Annotated in this window: 17 protein-coding genes; 4 read left to right on the top strand and 13 right to left on the bottom strand. The window is 34.4% G+C overall.

Features of this window, described 5'->3' with window-relative positions; genetic code table 11:
- Positions 1 to 823: 823 nt before the first annotated feature.
- From dnaJ to LQU93_RS00730, 6 genes are read right to left on the bottom strand one after another with little or no spacing between them, the layout of a single operon-like run.
- Positions 824 to 1,939 carry a molecular chaperone DnaJ gene (gene dnaJ / locus LQU93_RS00755; RefSeq protein ID WP_229931975.1) on the bottom strand — a complete coding sequence of 372 codons (1,116 nt, stop codon included), beginning with the start codon at positions 1,937 to 1,939 and terminating at the stop codon, positions 824 to 826.
- Positions 1,940 to 1,951: 12 nt separating this feature from the next.
- Positions 1,952 to 2,338 carry a transcription antitermination factor NusB gene (nusB, locus tag LQU93_RS00750; protein ID WP_229931974.1) on the bottom strand — a complete coding sequence of 129 codons (387 nt, stop codon included), beginning with the start codon at positions 2,336 to 2,338 and terminating at the stop codon, positions 1,952 to 1,954.
- A gap of 1 nt (position 2,339) precedes the next feature.
- A complete protein-coding gene (ribH, locus tag LQU93_RS00745) occupies positions 2,340 to 2,810 on the bottom strand; it encodes a 6,7-dimethyl-8-ribityllumazine synthase (protein WP_229931973.1) in 471 nt (156 codons plus the stop codon).
- A 10-nt stretch (positions 2,811 to 2,820) separates the two neighbouring features.
- Entirely contained in the window at positions 2,821 to 3,339 is a 519-nt protein-coding gene (locus LQU93_RS00740; RefSeq protein WP_229931972.1) for a hypothetical protein, read from the bottom strand.
- Entirely contained in the window at positions 3,336 to 4,142 is an 807-nt protein-coding gene (kdsA, locus tag LQU93_RS00735) for a 3-deoxy-8-phosphooctulonate synthase (RefSeq protein WP_229931971.1), read from the bottom strand. The genes LQU93_RS00740 and kdsA overlap by 4 nt, the downstream gene beginning before the upstream one ends.
- Positions 4,142 to 5,029: a DMT family transporter gene (locus tag LQU93_RS00730; protein WP_229931970.1), complete on the bottom strand. Its 888-nt coding sequence runs from the start codon at positions 5,027 to 5,029 to the stop codon at positions 4,142 to 4,144. Before LQU93_RS00730 ends, kdsA begins: the two co-directional genes overlap by 1 nt.
- A gap of 100 nt (positions 5,030 to 5,129) precedes the next feature.
- Between LQU93_RS00730 and der the strand changes: the two genes are divergently transcribed.
- The 4 genes from der to LQU93_RS00710 are packed head-to-tail and all read left to right on the top strand — an operon-like array spanning position 5,130 to position 9,800.
- Positions 5,130 to 6,524 (top strand): ribosome biogenesis GTPase Der, encoded by a 1,395-nt coding sequence (gene der, locus LQU93_RS00725; protein WP_229931969.1) that lies wholly within the window; start codon positions 5,130 to 5,132, stop codon positions 6,522 to 6,524.
- The gene (locus LQU93_RS00720; protein ID WP_229931968.1) at positions 6,502 to 7,068 is read left to right on the top strand and encodes a shikimate kinase; all 567 of its coding nucleotides are present in this window, start codon (positions 6,502 to 6,504) and stop codon (positions 7,066 to 7,068) included. The genes der and LQU93_RS00720 overlap by 23 nt, the downstream gene beginning before the upstream one ends.
- A 9-nt stretch (positions 7,069 to 7,077) precedes the next feature.
- A complete protein-coding gene (trpS, locus tag LQU93_RS00715; protein WP_229931967.1) occupies positions 7,078 to 8,040 on the top strand; it encodes a tryptophan--tRNA ligase in 963 nt (320 codons plus the stop codon).
- On the top strand, positions 8,040 to 9,800 hold the full coding sequence (locus tag LQU93_RS00710) for a phosphoethanolamine transferase (protein WP_229931966.1): 1,761 nt from the start codon (positions 8,040 to 8,042) through the stop codon (positions 9,798 to 9,800). The genes trpS and LQU93_RS00710 overlap by 1 nt, the downstream gene beginning before the upstream one ends.
- A 20-nt stretch (positions 9,801 to 9,820) precedes the next feature.
- Here the strand turns inward: LQU93_RS00710 and LQU93_RS00705 are convergent, their stop codons facing one another.
- From LQU93_RS00705 to LQU93_RS00675, 7 genes are all read right to left on the bottom strand, one after another.
- Positions 9,821 to 10,372, bottom strand: a complete 552-nt coding sequence (locus tag LQU93_RS00705; protein WP_229931965.1) for an effector protein — start codon at positions 10,370 to 10,372, stop codon at positions 9,821 to 9,823.
- A 56-nt stretch (positions 10,373 to 10,428) separates the two neighbouring features.
- Entirely contained in the window at positions 10,429 to 11,289 is an 861-nt protein-coding gene (gene nrfD, locus LQU93_RS00700; RefSeq protein ID WP_229931964.1) for an NrfD/PsrC family molybdoenzyme membrane anchor subunit, read from the bottom strand.
- A 73-nt stretch (positions 11,290 to 11,362) separates the two neighbouring features.
- Positions 11,363 to 12,007: a TorD/DmsD family molecular chaperone gene (locus LQU93_RS00695; RefSeq protein ID WP_229931963.1), complete on the bottom strand. Its 645-nt coding sequence runs from the start codon at positions 12,005 to 12,007 to the stop codon at positions 11,363 to 11,365.
- A gap of 10 nt (positions 12,008 to 12,017) precedes the next feature.
- Positions 12,018 to 12,575, bottom strand: coding sequence for a 4Fe-4S dicluster domain-containing protein (locus LQU93_RS00690; protein WP_229931962.1), 558 nt, complete (start codon positions 12,573 to 12,575; stop codon positions 12,018 to 12,020).
- A 200-nt stretch (positions 12,576 to 12,775) separates the two neighbouring features.
- Complete coding sequence (locus tag LQU93_RS00685; protein ID WP_229931961.1) at positions 12,776 to 15,061, bottom strand: molybdopterin-containing oxidoreductase family protein; 2,286 nt, start codon at positions 15,059 to 15,061, stop codon at positions 12,776 to 12,778.
- Positions 15,062 to 15,118: 57 nt separating this feature from the next.
- Entirely contained in the window at positions 15,119 to 16,714 is a 1,596-nt protein-coding gene (locus tag LQU93_RS00680) for a disulfide bond formation protein B (protein WP_229931960.1), read from the bottom strand.
- Positions 16,715 to 16,724: 10 nt separating this feature from the next.
- Entirely contained in the window at positions 16,725 to 16,892 is a 168-nt protein-coding gene (locus LQU93_RS00675) for a hypothetical protein (protein ID WP_229931959.1), read from the bottom strand.
- Positions 16,893 to 17,172: the final 280 nt, after the last annotated feature.

Raw genomic sequence — 17,172 nt, 5'->3', positions numbered from 1 at the left:
AAATACACATTTATCTTTATATGTCTTGGAAATTGGATGTATTTTTTATAAATTTACTCATATTAAATGGCTAAATTTATAAAATTTGCAAAGCTGAGCTTGATTAAAATTGCATTGACGCTGGTTATGCAAGAGACTAAAGCAAATACGTAAGCAAATAATTAGTATTTATCTTAATAGGTGCTAGTTAAATTTACAAAACTAAGATAAATTAAATAGTTTAAAATTTAGATGGCAAAAGATGAAAAATTGTGTTTAATATGCTTTAAAGTCGTCTAAAAAAAAGTTTTTGCAAGCTTTATGCCAAACAAAAGTATAATTAAAAACTTTTAATTGCTATGATAATGATGAAAATAAATATATAAAAACTTAAAATTTAAAAGACAAAATTTGAAGAATTTTAAACATTTTTAAAATATTTTTATAAATTTTGTTGTTATGGCTTAAAATACTTTATTGCTTAGCAAGTATTTACTTAGTCTGTCTTACGGTGGCTATCTTTATTATTTAAACTTAAGAAGTTTAAATAAGCATCACTTTGTGAGTGGCTTTATTTGGCTTTTCTTGCAGTTGCTACCAAGTTTTTTAAAAATGGTGCTAAAGCACAATAAATAAATCTATTGTTTTACTTGTTTGCTATTTAAATATAAAGATTTATTAAAATTTATATTTATTTAAAAGATATGAAATTAATACAAAATCAATAAAATTTGTATAAAGTTTTATTAAAATAGCAAGAATAAATTAAGATTGGGTTGGGATTGAGAGTGGCTAAAAATTATCTAGTTTGATTTAAATTTAAGGGATATTTAATCCCTTAAATTTATTCACCGCTAAACCAGCTTTTAATTTTATCAAATACACTTTCATGATTTTTGGTGCTTTCGCCGCTTTTAATCCCAAAGCTTTCTTGTAGTTTTTTTAGAAGTTCTATTTGTTCATCGCTTAGTTTTTTAGGTGTTTGAACTGATATTTGCACTACGAAATTTCCGTAATATTTAGAATTTACACTCTTTACGCCCTCATTTTCAAAAACAAATTGCTGTTTGTCTTTTGCTCCAACTGGTAAATCTAGCTTTTTTTCGCCTCTTAATGTTGGTATGCTTATGCTTTCGCCAAGTGCAGCTTGAGTAAAAAATACTGGAATTTCCACGTAAATATCGTCATTGTGTCTTACAAAAAATTCATCTTGTTTTACATTTATAACCACATACAAATCGCCCATCGCACCACTTGTTGTTTTGTTGCCTTTGCCACTTACTCGCATACGCATTCCATCATCAATACCTTCTGGAATGTTGATTTTAAGACTTTGTTTTTGCTCTTCGTATGCTTTGCCCTTACAGCTATCGCATTTTTCTTTTATAATTTCGCCAGTTCCGCCACAATGATGACAGTCTTGCACAAATTGCATAAATCCACGTGTTTGGGCTATCCTACCCTTGCCGCCACAGTGCGGACATGTTGTTCGTTTGCCGTCTTTGCTACCTGTGCCGTTACATTTTTTACATGGCGTTTTACTGGTGTATTGTATCTCTTTTTCACAACCAAAAACCGCTTCGTTAAAATCAATCGTTATTGAAATTTCTAAATCGGCTGGATATTTATCAAGATTTCTTTTTGCACGAGTGCGTCCGCCACCCCCAAAAAATGAGCTAAACACATCGCTAATATCATCAAAATCAAATCCAGCCGAACCAAACCCACCAAAGCCACCAGCCTGATTTAAGCCATCTTTGCCGTATCTATCATACATACTTCGCTTCTCTTCATCGCTTAGCACTTGATAGGCTTCATTGACTTGTTTAAATTTATCCTCGGCTTCTTTGTCGCCTTGATTTCTATCTGGATGATATTTTAATGCCAATTTCCTATATGCTTTTTTTATCTCGTCAGCACTTGCTGAACGCGGTATTTCAAGTATTTCGTAATAATCCACATCTTATCCTAATTATTTTATATTTGCCAGTACGCCATTTATAAATCTTGGACTTGAGTCTGAACATAGCTCTTTTGCTAACTCAATAGCTTCGTTTATGATAACTGGTCTATCGATTTTTAAGTATTTCATCTCATAAATGCCTAACCTAAGTATTGCTCTTTCAACCATGCCAACTTTTTCTAAGTCGTTATCTTTTAAGTTTGCTTTTATAATCTCATCTATTTCTTGTTGTTTTGCTAAAATTTCGTCAAAAGCTTTTATGGCGTCATTTCTTCTTTCGTTTCGTATCTTTTTTTCTTCTAAAAATTCACTTGTAAATTCATCGCTATTTGTGCCCATTTCATATGCGTATAAAAGGGATATTATTGCCTCTCTTGCTTGATGACGTGTCGCCATTTTACGCCTTTAAATTTCTATAAAGACTTAGCATTTCTATAACGCCAGTCATCGCTTCAAAGCCCTTATTTCCAGCCTTTGAGCCTGCTCGCTCTATCGCTTGCTCGATACTATCGACTGTTAGCACACCAAATGTTACTGGCTTACCGTATTTTAGCGTTACATTTGCTATACCTTTTGTGGTTTCAGCCGATACATAGTCAAAGTGCGGAGTTGAGCCACGAATCACCGCTCCCACACAGCAAACAGCGTCAAATTTTCCACTCTCAAGTGCCTTTTGTAGTGCCATTGGTATCTCAAAAGCACCAGGCACCAAAATAAGGCTTAAGTTTTTCTCATCGCCGCCATGGCGTAAAAACGCATCTTTTGCACCCTCTACCAAGCGATCTGTGATGATGTGATTAAACCTAGCGTTTATGATTGCGATCTTTTCCTTGCCGTTTAGGGCTAAATTTCCTTCGATTATGTTCATTTTGCTTCCTTTAAAATTTTTCTTTAATTATTTTTATAATATGACGTGCCATAGCCGATATAGCATCATTTTCTAGCTTGTCATCTGTATTTTGCATCGCTATTGTTTTTAAATTACCAAAAAATCCCGGATCGTAGCGCTCTCTTGATGATGTATAATTTCTTAAAATCTCACCATTTCTGATAATTTGTATATTGTAATAAAGCCAGATATTTCCCATTCTGTCACTTTTTAAAGGTGTTGCCTCACCACCAAATTCTCTTTGATGTTTTATTGAAATTTTAAGCTCATCTGTCGAGTTTTGATCTAGTAAATTGTTATTTTGTAATGCATCTAAAATTTGCTCGTTATATTTTTTTTCAACATCTTGTGGGCTTTGATATGTAAATTTTGTAGGCTGATGATATTGGATATGAGTATAGTCTATCTTATCAAATTTAAAAGCGCTTGCAGTTGGCACTTTTGGCTGGTTTTGTCCGCAACCAACTAAAAATATTGTAGCAAAGATAAATGTTATAATATTTTTCATTTTGCTTCCTTTAAAATTTCTTCTATTTTTAGTGTCTGCTCGACTACTTTTTCAAGCTCATCAAGATTTAGCATATTTGGTCCATCGCACATCGCTTCGCAAGGATTTATATGCGTTTCGTAAAAAAATCCATCCACGCCCACACTTGCTGCTGCTCTAGCAAGATATGGCACAAATCTAGCGTCTCCGCCACTTTTTTCACCTAAGGCCGATGGCATTTGCACGCTGTGAGTTGCGTCAAAAATCACAGGTGCAAACTCACGCATAAGAACGAGATTTCGCATATCCACGACTAAATTTCCATACCCAAATGTGCTTCCTCTTTCACACAGCCATACGCCATTTTCCTTCGCCACATCATATCCATCACTTGAAATTCCACGCGTTTCAAGAACCTTTTTAACCGAGTGCTTCATAGCCGATGCTGCTAAAAACTGCCCTTTTTTGATATTTACGACCGCTTTTGTTTTTGCTGCTGCTACCAATAGATCGGTTTGACGACACAAAAACGCTGGTATTTGCACCACATCAGCCACCTCGCCCACGGGCGATGCTTGATAGCTTTCGTGAATGTCAGTAACTATCTTAAAGCCAAATTTTTCCTTCACACGAGCCAAAATTTCGCAACCCTTTTCAAGACCGGGACCGCGAAATGAGCTAATGCTTGTGCGATTTGCCTTATCAAAACTTGATTTAAAATAAAAATCTATCCTGCTATCTTCATTAAATTTCACTAACCGCTCAGCGACTGTCATCACAAGCTCTTCGCTCTCTATCGCACACGGTCCTGCTATTAGTATCATTACTTCTCCCTTACTACGATTATTCCGCTTAAAATGACTAGCATTATACCAAAAAATGCAACTAAATTTGGCAAACTATCGCCCATAAAATATCCAATAATTAAGGTAAAAATAACATCCGCATAGCTTACGGCTGCTACTACACCAGCCTTTTTTGCGACTGCGTAAGACTTAGTCATATACACTTGAAAAAAATACCCACTAACGCCCATAAGCACTATAAAAAAAATACTATGAATGCTTGGCATAACAAATTTAGATAGTAAAAAATCAAGTGGCTCATATGCGATAAATTCAGCCATGCTCATAAAAATAATAGGCAGCGCCGTCCCCCAACACATAAAAACAAACACGATTGTATTTGTCGAGTAGCTTTTTTTGAGTTCTCTAACGCTTGTGTATGCCATAGCTGCACCAATTCCGCTCCATATGCCAATCAGGTCTGTTTTGCTTATGCCTAAATTTGGCTGAATTATTAGCAAAATCCCTATAAAACCAAGACATATCGCACTCCAACCCTTATAGCTTAATGCTTCTTTAAAAACGATCGCAGCTATTATAGCTGTAAAAATAGGACTAGTTTTAGAAAATGTAAAAGCCGCTGCAAGGTTGATATGAGCGACGTTATAAAAAAAAGCAAACATCGCCATTGTGCCGATAAATCCGCGAAACATAAGTAGCCAAAAGTGTCCGCCGACATGAGCTTGTTTAAATTTAAACAACGCATATACGACTATGCCAAGTCCTACTAAATTTCTAAAAAACACAACCTCAATTGATGGCATGTGTGAGCCTAAAATTTTGGCACAAGCACCAGTGAAAGCAAACATCATACAAGCAATTAGCATATAATAAATGCCTAAGTTTTTAATTATTAATTTGTGCAATGAAATTTTACCTTTAACTTAAAAAGGCAATATTTTAGTGAAATTTTGCTTAATTTTATAAGTGTTAATGTATAATTAATGCATAAATAAAAGGAAAAATATGCAAAAAGTAATATTAGTCGGAAAGCCAAATGTAGGCAAAAGCTCGTTATTTAATCGCCTGGCTCGTGAGCGTATAGCTATTACTAGCGATGTAGCAGGAACCACAAGAGATACTAATAAAACTCAGATTCAAATATATGATAAAAGTTGCATTTTAATAGATAGTGGCGGACTTGATGATAGCTCTGAGTTGTTTCGTAATGTAAAGATTAAAACACTTGACGAGGCTAAAAATGCCGATATTATCATCTATATGGTTGATGCTAAATTTATGCCAAGCGATGAAGATAAAGAGCTTTTTTATTCGCTAAGCGGATTAAATCTACCAATTGCACTTGTTATAAATAAGGTAGATAGCAAAAAAGATGAAGCTAGAGCGTGGGAATTTATAAGTTTTGGTGCAAAGGATGTTTTTCATATATCAGTTTCTCATGCTACTGGCGTTGATGAGCTTGTGCAGTGGATACACAAGCACCTAAAAACCAATTTGATAAAGCCAGATGATGGCAATGATGATTTTGATGATTTTTTAGAAAATTTTGATGATGATGGTGAGCTTAGCAAGAGTGAAAACTACGAAGATAAAAATATCCGTGTAGGTATAGTAGGGCGCGTAAATGTCGGTAAATCAAGCCTTTTAAATGCACTTGTAAAGGATTCAAGAGCAGTAGTTAGCGATGTAGCTGGAACGACGATAGATCCGGTTAATGAAATTTATGAGCATGATGGGCGGATTTATGAGTTTGTCGATACGGCTGGGATTAGGCGTCGTGGCAAGATAGATGGCATCGAGCGATATGCGTTAAATCGCACACAAAAAGTGCTTGAAAAAACAGATATCGCTTTGCTTGTGCTAGATAGCTCAGAGCCGCTTAGTGAGCTTGATGAGCGTATAGCTGGAGTTGCGTCTAAATTTGAGCTTGGTATGATAATTGTGCTAAATAAGTGGGATAAGAGCAAGATTGAGTTTGATGAGCTTTGCAAAGATATACGCTATAGGTTTAAATTTTTAGCTTACGCGCCAATTATTAGTGTTTCGGCACTTGGCGGCAAAAGAGTGCATAAACTTTATGATTTGATACTAAGTGTTTATCGTAATTTTACACAAAAATTGCAGACATCAAAACTAAATGAAGCAATAAATGAAGCCACAAAAACACATCCACTTCCACACGATAAAGGCAGAAGCGTTAAAATTTACTATGCTGTGCAGTTTGGTTTTGCTCCGCCACGTATAGCACTTATTATGAATCGCCCTAGAGCTTTGCATTTTAGCTATAAGCGCTATCTTGCAAATAAGCTTAGAGATAGTTTTGAGTTAAGCGGTGTGCCACTTGTTTTTGTGCCGAAAAAACGCGGTGAAAATAGCGATGAGAGTAGCGAAAATGAGTGAAAATTTAAAGCAAAAACCTAAAAAAAGCCGTGAAAATATAGTCTTAATCGGCTTTATGGGCGTTGGCAAAGGCACTATTGCGCGTGAGCTAAGCAAAGAGCTTGGGCGATTTACGCTTGATTGTGATGATTTGATAGAGAGTAAAGAAAATTTAAAAATATCTGAAATTTTTGCTAAAAACGGCGAAGAGTATTTTAGAAATCTTGAAAAAGATTTGGCAAAATTTTTATCTAAAAACGTTAAAAATGCCATCATTTCAACTGGAGGCGGCTTTGCTAAAGTAAAAAAACTAAACAAAATAGGCAAAGTAATTTATTTAAAATCAAGCTTTGAAGCGATTATAAATCGCTTAAAAAACAGCGAAAACAGCGATAAAAAATTTGCAAAAAGACCGCTTTTAAGAGACTTAGATAAAGCAAAAGAGCTTCATAATGCTAGAGAGAGTTTATATGAAAGCAAGGCTGACATCATTATAGATGTTGAAAATAAAACACCACAACAGATATCAGATGAGATAATTGATAAATTAAGTTTAGAAAAATAAGGAGAGAGATTGAGAGTATTAACAGGGCTTCAACCTAGCGGAAAGCTACACCTTGGCAACTATTTTGCCTCGATTAAACAGATGGTAGATGCACAAAATTCAAGTGAAATGTTTATGTTTATCGCAAATTATCATGCGATGACCTCAGTTAGTGAAGCTAAAATTTTACGCCAAAATACGCTTGAAGCAGCGGCTGCGTTTTTAGCACTAGGAATTGATCCAGAAAAATCTACATTTTGGGTGCAAAGCGATGTAAAGGAGGTACTTGAGCTTTACTGGGTGCTAAGCCAATACACGCCAATGGGACTACTTGAACGCGCCCACAGCTACAAAGACAAGACCGCAAAAGGCATCGCTGCAAATCATGGGCTTTTTAGTTATCCAGTGCTGATGGCAGCGGATATCTTGCTATTTGGTGCTGATGTTGTGCCTGTTGGTAAGGATCAGATCCAGCATGTCGAGATCGCACGTGATATCGCGATAAAATTTAACAACGAACACGGTGAAATTTTAAAGCTTCCAAAGCATAAAGTCGATGAAAATGTCGCAACTGTGCCAGGAACTGACGGTGCAAAGATGAGCAAAAGCTACGGCAATACTATAGATATTTTTGCCGACGCAAAAACTCTAAAAAAGCAAATCTCATCTATCGTAACCGATGCAACACCGCTTGAGGCCCCAAAAGAGTGGGCAAACTGCAATGTCTATAACATCGCAAAGTTGTTTTTAGATGAAGGTGCGCAGCGTGATTTGCAAGCTCGTTACGAGCGTGGCGGTGAGGGACATGGGCATTTTAAAATGTATCTAAACGAGCTTGTTTGGGAGTATTTTAAGGACGCGAGAGAGAAATTTGAGTATTATTGCAACAATGCTAAAGAGGTCGAGCAAATTCTAAGCCAAGGAGCTGAAAAAGCCCGAAAAATCGCTATGCCTATAATGCAAAATGTAAGAACTGCAACTGGGATATACTAATGGTAAATAAATTTTTATCTAGAATTTTACCAGTTTTACAAATTTATACCAAGTTTTTTGAGTTTTTAACAAAAAAGCCAAATTTTAACTCATTTTTATCAATTTTGATATTAAATTTTTTAATTATATCTATTGTAAATTTTAATGATTTAGGTCTTGTTTTAAGGCTTATTGACGCTAATATAACAAGTTTGATTATTGTTTTTTGCGTATTAAATTTAGTTTTTATGACACTATTTTTAATATCAGAAAAATTGGCAGAATTTATGCTAAAAATTTTACTTTGCATAAATATTTTTACATTTATTTTTGAACTTTTTACTTTAATGAAATTTCATTCGCCTTTTTCAATTTTTATTTTAGATGCGATTATGCATACAAACAAGAGTGAAACGATAGAATTTATTCAAACTTTTTTTGATTTGAAATTTTTATTTTTAAGTATAGCTATAATTTTGTTTATAATATTTTTGCAAAAACTAAAATCGCCAAATTTTAGTAAAAAATCAATGATGATATTTTTATTTATTTTTATAATATCAACAATTATTTTTACAAATAAAAGTATCAAAAATGGCGAATTTAACACAAAACAATTAGAAAAATTATCATTTTTTAGATTTAGTTTTAGTATAAATGAGTATTTTACAGATAAAAACCCACTTAATGGGGTAAAAATGGCAGAGCTAAACTATCAAAAACACTTTGAATTAAATAAAAATATAATAGCCAAAAATCGAGAGAGAGAGAGAGAGAGTAATAACAGGGTAAAAAATGTAGTGCTAATCATTGGAGAAAGTCTGTCAAGGCACTATATGTCTTTGTATGATTATAAAATTCCCACAACACCACTTCTTAAAAACTTAGAAAATTCTCATAATCTAATTAAATTTAATGATGTCATATCTCCCTATACTGCTACAAATCCCGTTCTTGAATATGCTTTAAATTTTAATAATTATGAGAGTAAAAATTCAAAGCACTATAGTGATAGCTTAAATATAATAGATTTATTCAAACTAGCAGGTTACAATACTTCTTGGATAAGCAATCAAGAAATTTTTAGTAGCTATCAAAGTGCTGCAACCGCAGTAGTAAAAGGTGCTGATAGTATGAAATTTACAGGCGGACTTCAAACTCATGCTAGATCTAATGCATCAATTTATGATGAAGAATTGTTACCATTTTTGCTTGAGTTTAAAAACGAGAGCGGATTTTATATCGTTCATCTTTTAGGAAATCATATAAAATACAAATTACGTTATCCAAGTGAGTTTAATAAATTTAAAAAAGATGAGATAGATGAGCCGATAGACGAAAAGCAAAAAGAAATTTTATCGCAATACCTAAACAGCATAGTTTATAATGATTTTATTATAAATGAAATTTATAAAATTTTTAAAGATAATGATAGCTTGATACTTTATTTTTCAGACCATGGCGAAAGTCTTTTTGAGTTTAAGGGGCTTTTAGGACATGGATTTGTTAGTAGATTTACTTGTGAAATTCCACTTATGTTTATTGCAAGTGATGAGTTTAAAGCCAAACATAGTGAGCTTTGGCAAAAGATACAAGAGGCGAAAGATAAGCCATTTATGACTGATGACTTGCCACACACCTTGGCTGATATTATAGGTGTAAAACCGCTTGAATATGATGAAAGTCGGAGTCTAATAAGCCCAAATTTTAATACCTTACGCAAACGTATAATGCAAGGTGTTGATTATGAAACGATTAAAAATCAAAAGGCTTATGAGTGAAAGTGCGTTGAGTTAGGCGGTTAAAATTTAAAGCTTAGGTTGTGTAATTTTTCGTTGATTTTTATCATTTCGCTTGTGTATGGATGTGTCAAAATTTCACGTATAAAGCTCTCACTCTCACTTGTGTCATTTATGACAAACATATCTCTCCAAGTATCAGTTATCCACCAGCCACACTTTGATATACAGCTATGCTCGGTTAGTATTTCATCTTTTAGCCATAGTGCGATTTTATCGACTTCATTGATATCTTGGGTGAGATAATCAAGCGTATCTTCACGTTTTATAAATAGCCTATATCCTAGTGAATTTACTTTATTTTCACAGCAAATTCTAAATTGAAATGTATTGTTTTGAAATTTTAAATGCGATATACAAACTGGATGTTTTTGAGTAAAATTTGGGCTTGAGTTTAGAGCTTTATTGTCTATATCTAGCATAAATTCATCAAATTTATTATCATTTAGTGCTTGATCAAAGCTTAATTTTATAAAGCCTTTAAAGCTCATCTCATCAGCCTTAAAATAATCAAAACTGCTAAAATTTTGCTTTTTATACTCTTTAAATTTCATAAAAACCCTAAAATTTCAAATTACAAGGTAGCATTATACAGCTACCTTACTTAAACTTAAAATATATAAAAAGCACCAAATATAATAAATACCCTTAGGCAAAAGCCACCTATTAATACTCCTATTTCATGCAATTTTGAACCACTTACGTTTTCGTTGCATACATTTATCCCATCGCATGTGCTTAGCATGTGTTTTACTCCGCCAACAAACGGCAACATAATGCCAAGTATCACAAAGCCAAACCAAAATATAAACGCCAAAGAACCAGCTAGAATTTTCTCTAAACTCATCATCGCCGCATCTTGCCCAAAAACCATAGCAAACAATGCTATAACAGCCACTATTTCACAACCAAGCAAAATAGTATGTAGCTTATGAATCTTATGTGTAAGCATCTGACCTGTATTAATTACAGCTAATGAGTTTAGGCTAAGACCTGTTGATAGTGCTGATATGCTAAATAATATAGGCAACCACAAACTAGCCCAAAGCGGTATAGCCTTGACAGCATATAGTAACAATCCTGTATAGCCCATTACGCCTATTGCTAGTATGGTGCCAAGTATCAGCATGTGATCGCATATTTTCTTGCCCTCTTTAACGCTTTTATAAACCAAGAAGCTAACGATGATAAAAAACGTAAGTAAATACGTTCCTAAGCTCATCATCGATAGTGGATTTGTAAAAAGATTTAAAATTTTAAATGGATTAAGTGTCGCTAAATCAAGCACCAAAAGCACAGTGCCTACTATAACCGTTACAGGTGCGGTTACAAAGCCATATTTATAAAACACTTCATTTAAGTTACCCAAATATCCCTTATATGCCAACGTCGCTGCTATAAATGCTCCAGCCCCTAAGCCACCTAAAAATAGATATATGACTATGAGCCAGCCCCAGATTTCTTGTTGCATTTTATATCCTTTCTTTTGTTTTGTGAGTTTTAAATCACAAACACCTAAATTTATTTGTTAATACATTTAAGTACTACTTGTTTTTTGCCAAAATTTTCTTAAGTTTGTTTATCTCGTTTTGCAAATATTTATTTAAAAACGAGGCTAAACTACAAAATATCTCAAAGCTGCTTTCGTTTGTGATAGCCTGAGTAAATTTATCAAACCACTTTGATGGATGAGCATTTATAAACTCTGCTTTAAGCTCTAAAATTTCATACACTGCATCTAGCTCATTTTGGCTTAATTTGTCTAAAGCTAAATAACTTAAATAATACAAAAACTGAAACTCATAGCCTATGTGATCGTCAGGGATTTTGTCAAACAGCTCACTATCTATCTTTAATCCAACGCTTTGATAATAAGCCCTTACATCCATGGTTTGTGTGCCAAACATATTTTTGTAATCAAAATATGTTGATTCATATGGCACCGCTTTAGGACGACGAGGCCCTACAAAAAGCCTATTGTATTCATATCTAGTTTCGTCTGTGTTTTTAGTATTTATTGTATTTTTAATATCGCTTAATAGTTTATGGTTTTTTGAAATTTCATCAAAATCGTTTGAAATTTTTAAAATTTCAGCAAAATTTTCATCTGAAATTTCAATCAAAAATATTCGTCTTAGCATATCTTCTTTTGCTAGACTTATTTTTAGCTCACTCATCATCTCTTTCATAATTTATCCTTTATAGTATGAAGCTATTTCTTTTCATTCTAGGATAAAAACGAACATTTGGCTTGGTAAAGAAATGCTTAAATCCTGGCATCTCTTTTTTCATATCAGCACTATCAGCGACTGAAATATCAACTATGCGTAAAACATCACAAGGGCATCCTGCTACACATGCTGGTTCTTCGCCACGCTCGACTTTTTCAGCACACATGTTGCATTTTTGAGCCTTGCCATCTTTGCCTTTGCTTATAGCATTATAAGGACAAGCTAAGAAGCAATACCCACAACCTATGCATTTATCGTGTATAGGTTGGATTATGCCATTGTCTAGCTTTTCATATGCACCTACTGGACAGACATTCATACAAGCTGGATCATCACAATGATGACATGAGTGTGTTATATACACGTCCTTGTGTAGCCCATCTTCTATAATAGGTACCAAATCAACCTTACGCCAATTTATATCTGGATGTTGATTGTGATACACCTGACAAGATATTTCACATGCTAAGCATCCGATACAAAAATTATAATCAAATAAAAATCCAAGTTTTCTTTGTGTTTTCATTTTTTGTTCCTTTCTACTTAAAACAAGAGCGTCTAAGCGTTTAAATTTAACGCTAACACAAAGTATTGCAAGATATTTGCGGCTCTGTTTTACAGGCTAACACCTGCAAACAAAAGTTACCAAAATTAAGCAAATGCTAAGCATATAGCCCATCAAATGCAAATTTTCTAGCCCCACAAAAACTCACAAGACTAGTGCGACTACTTTTCTTGTTTTGATGCTTTTTTGACTTCTACAAATGTCGCTGTATATGTAGAACCATTACCAAGATCACTAACTCCATCAGAGCAAAGGAAATTTGCACCTGTGCGAGATTTTGTAACTTTTAACCAGATGTTATTCCATGCGTAACAAATTCCAGGTTGCATCTGATTTGTTTGCACTACCGTAAAAACAGCCGTTCCTTTTTCGTTTGTGGCTTCGACTGTATCGCCGTCTTTGATGCCACGAGCATCCATATCCTCTTTTGTCATGAAAATTTCAGCATTGCCTTTTACTATCACACGCTTAACGATATATGGCATATTTCCCCAGTTTGAGTTATCTTGTAGCTGTGTTCCTGGTGTCATAAAATAAAGCGGATACTTTTTAATATAGTCTTTGCCGTATTTTTCATTGTAATAATCCCAATCGTCATTTAAATCAATTACAGGATGATAACCAGCATCTTTAAATGTTTTAGAGTATAGCTCCGCTTTACCACTTTCAGTTCCAAATACTAGCTTATCTTTTGGTGTATAAGGATAGTAAGGAAACTGATCTTTCATCGTCTCTGGCGTCCTAAATGGCTTGATCCAGCCAACACTTTTTAGCTTTTCATAAGTGATATTTTGCTTTTTGGCAAATTCTGTATCTAAAAAGCGACGGCAAACCGTCTCACTATCCCAATTAAAGCACTCTTCTGTATAACCCATAGCTTTTGCTAAAGCGTTAAAAAACTCTAAGTTTGTCTTAGCTTCGCCAAGTGGTTTAACGGCTTGGGCGTTGTAGCAGACATAGCCTGAAATTTGGTCATTTTGTATATCTTCGCTCTCCATAAATGTAACGCCTGGAAGCACATAATCAGCATAATCACAAGTATCAATGTCATATGGATCAATAACAACTAAGAAAAAGTCATCGTCCATAATGCGTTTTTTAATCAAATTTGTATTTGGTGCAGTTACCATTAAATTTGAGTTATAATTTATACATGCTTTAATTGGCACAGGAACGGGCTTGCCAAGATACGTAGCGCCCTCTTTTTGTATGCCTTTGCCAAACTCAACATAGCTTATTTCTTGACGCTGTATTTTATTGCCGTCTTTGTCTTTTGGCGATAAATCTGGCATACAATTTTCAAAATTAAAACAGCCCTTAACATGCACATATGCCCAGAAAAGTCCGCCACCAAGCTTAGTAAGTGAGCCAACTAAAACCGGCAAGAATGTAACCGCACGAACAAGTCTTGCGCCATTAAAATGTCTTTGACCGCCATCGCCGTGCATTATGGCTGGTGCTTTTGCGTGAGCGTATTCACGAGCAAATACCTTAATCTGATCCACACTCGCACCACACATCGCAGCTAACTCGCCGTAAGTGTAAAGTGAGCACTCTTTAACAAGCTCGTCAAAGCCCATTGTGTATTTTTCTATAAATTCATGATCGTAAAGATCTTCTTCGATAAGCACCTTGCAAACCGCTAGACAAAATGCTGGATCGCTTGATGGTCGAAGCTGGATAAACATATCAGCTTGATTTGCTAGTGGCACACGCACTGAGTTTATAACTACTATCTTACCACCTCTTTTTTTAACACGGTGAGCAAATTTAACCCAGTGAACTGCAGTATAAGACTCGTTTGAACCCCAACTAATATACATATCACTCTCATCAATCTCAAGAGCGTCTTTTGAAAAGTCCGTGCCGATAACACTTGGCGTTCCAGCATATCTTGGCCAGTCGCAAGGGTTTCTAACAAGTCTTGTCGCGCCATATTTTTCAAAGAAATTTCCGCTTGAGATTGTCTTTGATATATGTCCTTCATTGCCAGAATAAACAAACTCAGTCAGTGCCTCTCCTCCAAACTCAGCTTTGATTTTTGTAAGTTTTTGGGCTATCTCCTTTAGGGCTTTGTCCCAGCTTATTCTCTCCCATTTCCCACTTCCCTTTTTGCCAACTCGCTTCATCGGATACATAATGCGATCGGCGTTATATAGGTGCATAGCATAGGTATGACCCTTTACGCAAACTGTGCCTTGAGTGAGTGGGTGTTTTGGATCGCCTTTGATACTTACCATTTTGCCGTCTTTAACTTCTGCAATCATAGAACAGGCATCGCGGCAATTTCTAGGACAGGTTAGGTAATGATACTCTACACCCTTTTCATTTTTATAGGATTTTGGCTTAAAATCCACCTTAAATTGTTCCATGCCAAAAAGCTGTGGTGCTGCACCAGCGACAGCTAGTCCCGCTCCCATGCCTTTTAAAAAAGATCGTCTTTGCATATTAATCTCCTTTTTGTGAAATTTTAACCATAGTCAAAATTTCACACACTTTTGTTATTATAAATTTTGCATATCTGACTGTATTTGCTCATCTTGCTCTTTTGCTGGTAATGTTTCTTGCACAGGCATATTAAAAACAAACACAATATTTTCATCTTTTTCACGAGATAAAATTAAAAATTTATTATCTCTTATAGTTATGGCTCTTGGGTTTGATACCCCAGTGAATGCAAACGCATCAACTATCTGCTTTGCTTTTAGATCAAGTTTTAATATACTAGAATAATTCTTGCTTAGTAAATATGCATAGTCTGTGTCAAGCTCAACACCAGTAATATAATAATCATCTAATGTTTTGCCGTCTTTTAGCTCTACACCTATACTTGGCACATACTCCTCAACTATCATCTTATCATCACCATCTAAAATTGCAACACTCCAACTTGGTCTAGTTTTACTAGGAACTGAAGCGATTAAATATTTATTTGTGGCTTCGTCATAATCAAAATCCAAGATGTATTGTTGTTTTGCACGTAGTGTGAAAAAGCGATTTTTATTGCCAAAATCTGTAAGCTTAAATTTATCATAACCATCTATTAGGTGTCGCCATTGGCTATTTTGTTCATCTTTATCAATTATATCTGTTGGCAGATATGACACAAATGTTTTGTTATAGCTTATAATTGACACTTCATCTTTATACCATGTTGCACCTACACTATCTTCCATCTCCATGATAAAGTGCTTATCGTGTCTAGCGTATCTTAAGGCATTAAAATTTGCATCAGTTACATAAAATCCATTATTATTAGCACTTATGGCAAAAGTGCCTGTTTTTTTGTTTAAATCTAAACCAGTTAGTGGTTTTTTGCCAAGATTAAGCGTGATTTTTTCACTTTGAGTTAGAAATTTTATATTTTTTATAGCACCAGCGTCCGCTTGTAAAACCAAATCATTAGATCTAGATGTCACTAGCTCAGGCTTTTCTACATCCCAATCAAACCTAAAATCAAATGGACTTTCCCAGTGATCTTGCTCCCAAAACCACTTATCTGGATTTAGACTCATGCGTGGTGGAGTAGATGAACCTAGATGAGGTGGGGGACCAGATGTGATAAATGCTTGTAAGCAGTTTAATGCAACTATCGCTATAAAAGCTAGATGTGCAAATTTGCTAGTTGGTGTTAATGGTATGTATTTGCCAAACTCTTTATTTTCACTCTTATGCATAATCTCACCAAAATTTCTACTCATAAATAAAATCAGTGCCAAAAATACAAGAACAAAAAAATCAACCACAATCACCCAAAACTGAGTATGTGCACCAAAAATTTCAAGCCCAAAACCTTGTCCGATATCCAAATATCCACCAAAAGTGCCATCGATAGAGTAGTGAATAAAACCATTAAACATGCCCCAACAAGCCATAAATATCAGCGAAGCTAGATAAACACGTTTAGGACCATATCGCACTATAAATAACCCTATAAGTGCTATAGCTATCATAGTAATACGCTCAGCCCAGCACATTACACATGGACTATCTCCCATGCCAAAGCCTAAAATCACACAGGCTATACCAACAGGAAGCATGATAAGAGCGATGACTGCGATTGACATCATATTTATAAAGCATTTTTCATTATTTTGCATGACAAACTCCTTATAAATTGCCTATTGGTATAACAACCCATAGATTTACATAAAACTCAAGTGCAATCAGACACAAACACCCAAGCACCGCAAAGCAAACCGCCAAAAATTTCAACTCTGGCTTAAAATAAAGCACCAAAGCCGAAAAAAGGAAAAATAGTAGCTGTAAAAACTCCATTGTTAATCCTTTGTTAGAAAATTGTTAATAACGTTATTTGGATACAATGATATAACTTTAAAAATTAAATTAAACTAAAAAATTTAATTTTTATTGCCAAAATACTAATATTTTTATAAAAAATGTAAAATTTGTGTCAAAATTTGACAAAAATAGAATAAAATTTTTATAAATTAAGTTAAATATAAGATTAGAATAACAAAAATTTGACTTTGATAATCGAGTTTAAAAATAAAAAATTAAAATATTACATTATTAAAATTTATTAAAGTTAAATATA

Origin of the sequence: Campylobacter majalis (genome assembly GCF_905120465.1) — a bacterium.
GTDB classification, from domain to species: domain Bacteria; phylum Campylobacterota; class Campylobacteria; order Campylobacterales; family Campylobacteraceae; genus Campylobacter_A; species Campylobacter_A majalis.
The sequence above is the reverse complement of the archived record's forward strand: the minus strand, read 5'-3'. Positions and strand labels throughout refer to the sequence as shown.

Excerpts from the sequence above, each read along its gene's own strand:
- LQU93_RS00740 (WP_229931972.1), bottom strand. The coding sequence starts at position 3,339 with ATGAAAAATATTATAACATTTATCTTTGCTACAATATTTTTAGTTGGT.
- LQU93_RS00675 (WP_229931959.1), bottom strand. The coding sequence starts at position 16,892 with ATGGAGTTTTTACAGCTACTATTTTTCCTTTTTTCGGCTTTGGTGCTT.
- LQU93_RS00710 (WP_229931966.1), top strand. The coding sequence starts at position 8,040 with ATGGTAAATAAATTTTTATCTAGAATTTTACCAGTTTTACAAATTTAT.
- LQU93_RS00680 (WP_229931960.1), bottom strand. The coding sequence starts at position 16,714 with ATGCAAAATAATGAAAAATGCTTTATAAATATGATGTCAATCGCAGTC.
- nusB (WP_229931974.1), bottom strand. The coding sequence starts at position 2,338 with ATGGCGACACGTCATCAAGCAAGAGAGGCAATAATATCCCTTTTATAC.
- LQU93_RS00695 (WP_229931963.1), bottom strand. The coding sequence starts at position 12,007 with ATGAAAGAGATGATGAGTGAGCTAAAAATAAGTCTAGCAAAAGAAGAT.
- der (WP_229931969.1), top strand. The coding sequence starts at position 5,130 with ATGCAAAAAGTAATATTAGTCGGAAAGCCAAATGTAGGCAAAAGCTCG.
- nrfD (WP_229931964.1), bottom strand. The coding sequence starts at position 11,289 with ATGCAACAAGAAATCTGGGGCTGGCTCATAGTCATATATCTATTTTTA.
- LQU93_RS00685 (WP_229931961.1), bottom strand. The coding sequence starts at position 15,061 with ATGCAAAGACGATCTTTTTTAAAAGGCATGGGAGCGGGACTAGCTGTC.
- LQU93_RS00690 (WP_229931962.1), bottom strand. The coding sequence starts at position 12,575 with ATGAAAACACAAAGAAAACTTGGATTTTTATTTGATTATAATTTTTGT.
- kdsA (WP_229931971.1), bottom strand. The coding sequence starts at position 4,142 with ATGATACTAATAGCAGGACCGTGTGCGATAGAGAGCGAAGAGCTTGTG.
- ribH (WP_229931973.1), bottom strand. The coding sequence starts at position 2,810 with ATGAACATAATCGAAGGAAATTTAGCCCTAAACGGCAAGGAAAAGATC.
- LQU93_RS00705 (WP_229931965.1), bottom strand. The coding sequence starts at position 10,372 with ATGAAATTTAAAGAGTATAAAAAGCAAAATTTTAGCAGTTTTGATTAT.
- LQU93_RS00720 (WP_229931968.1), top strand. The coding sequence starts at position 6,502 with ATGAGAGTAGCGAAAATGAGTGAAAATTTAAAGCAAAAACCTAAAAAA.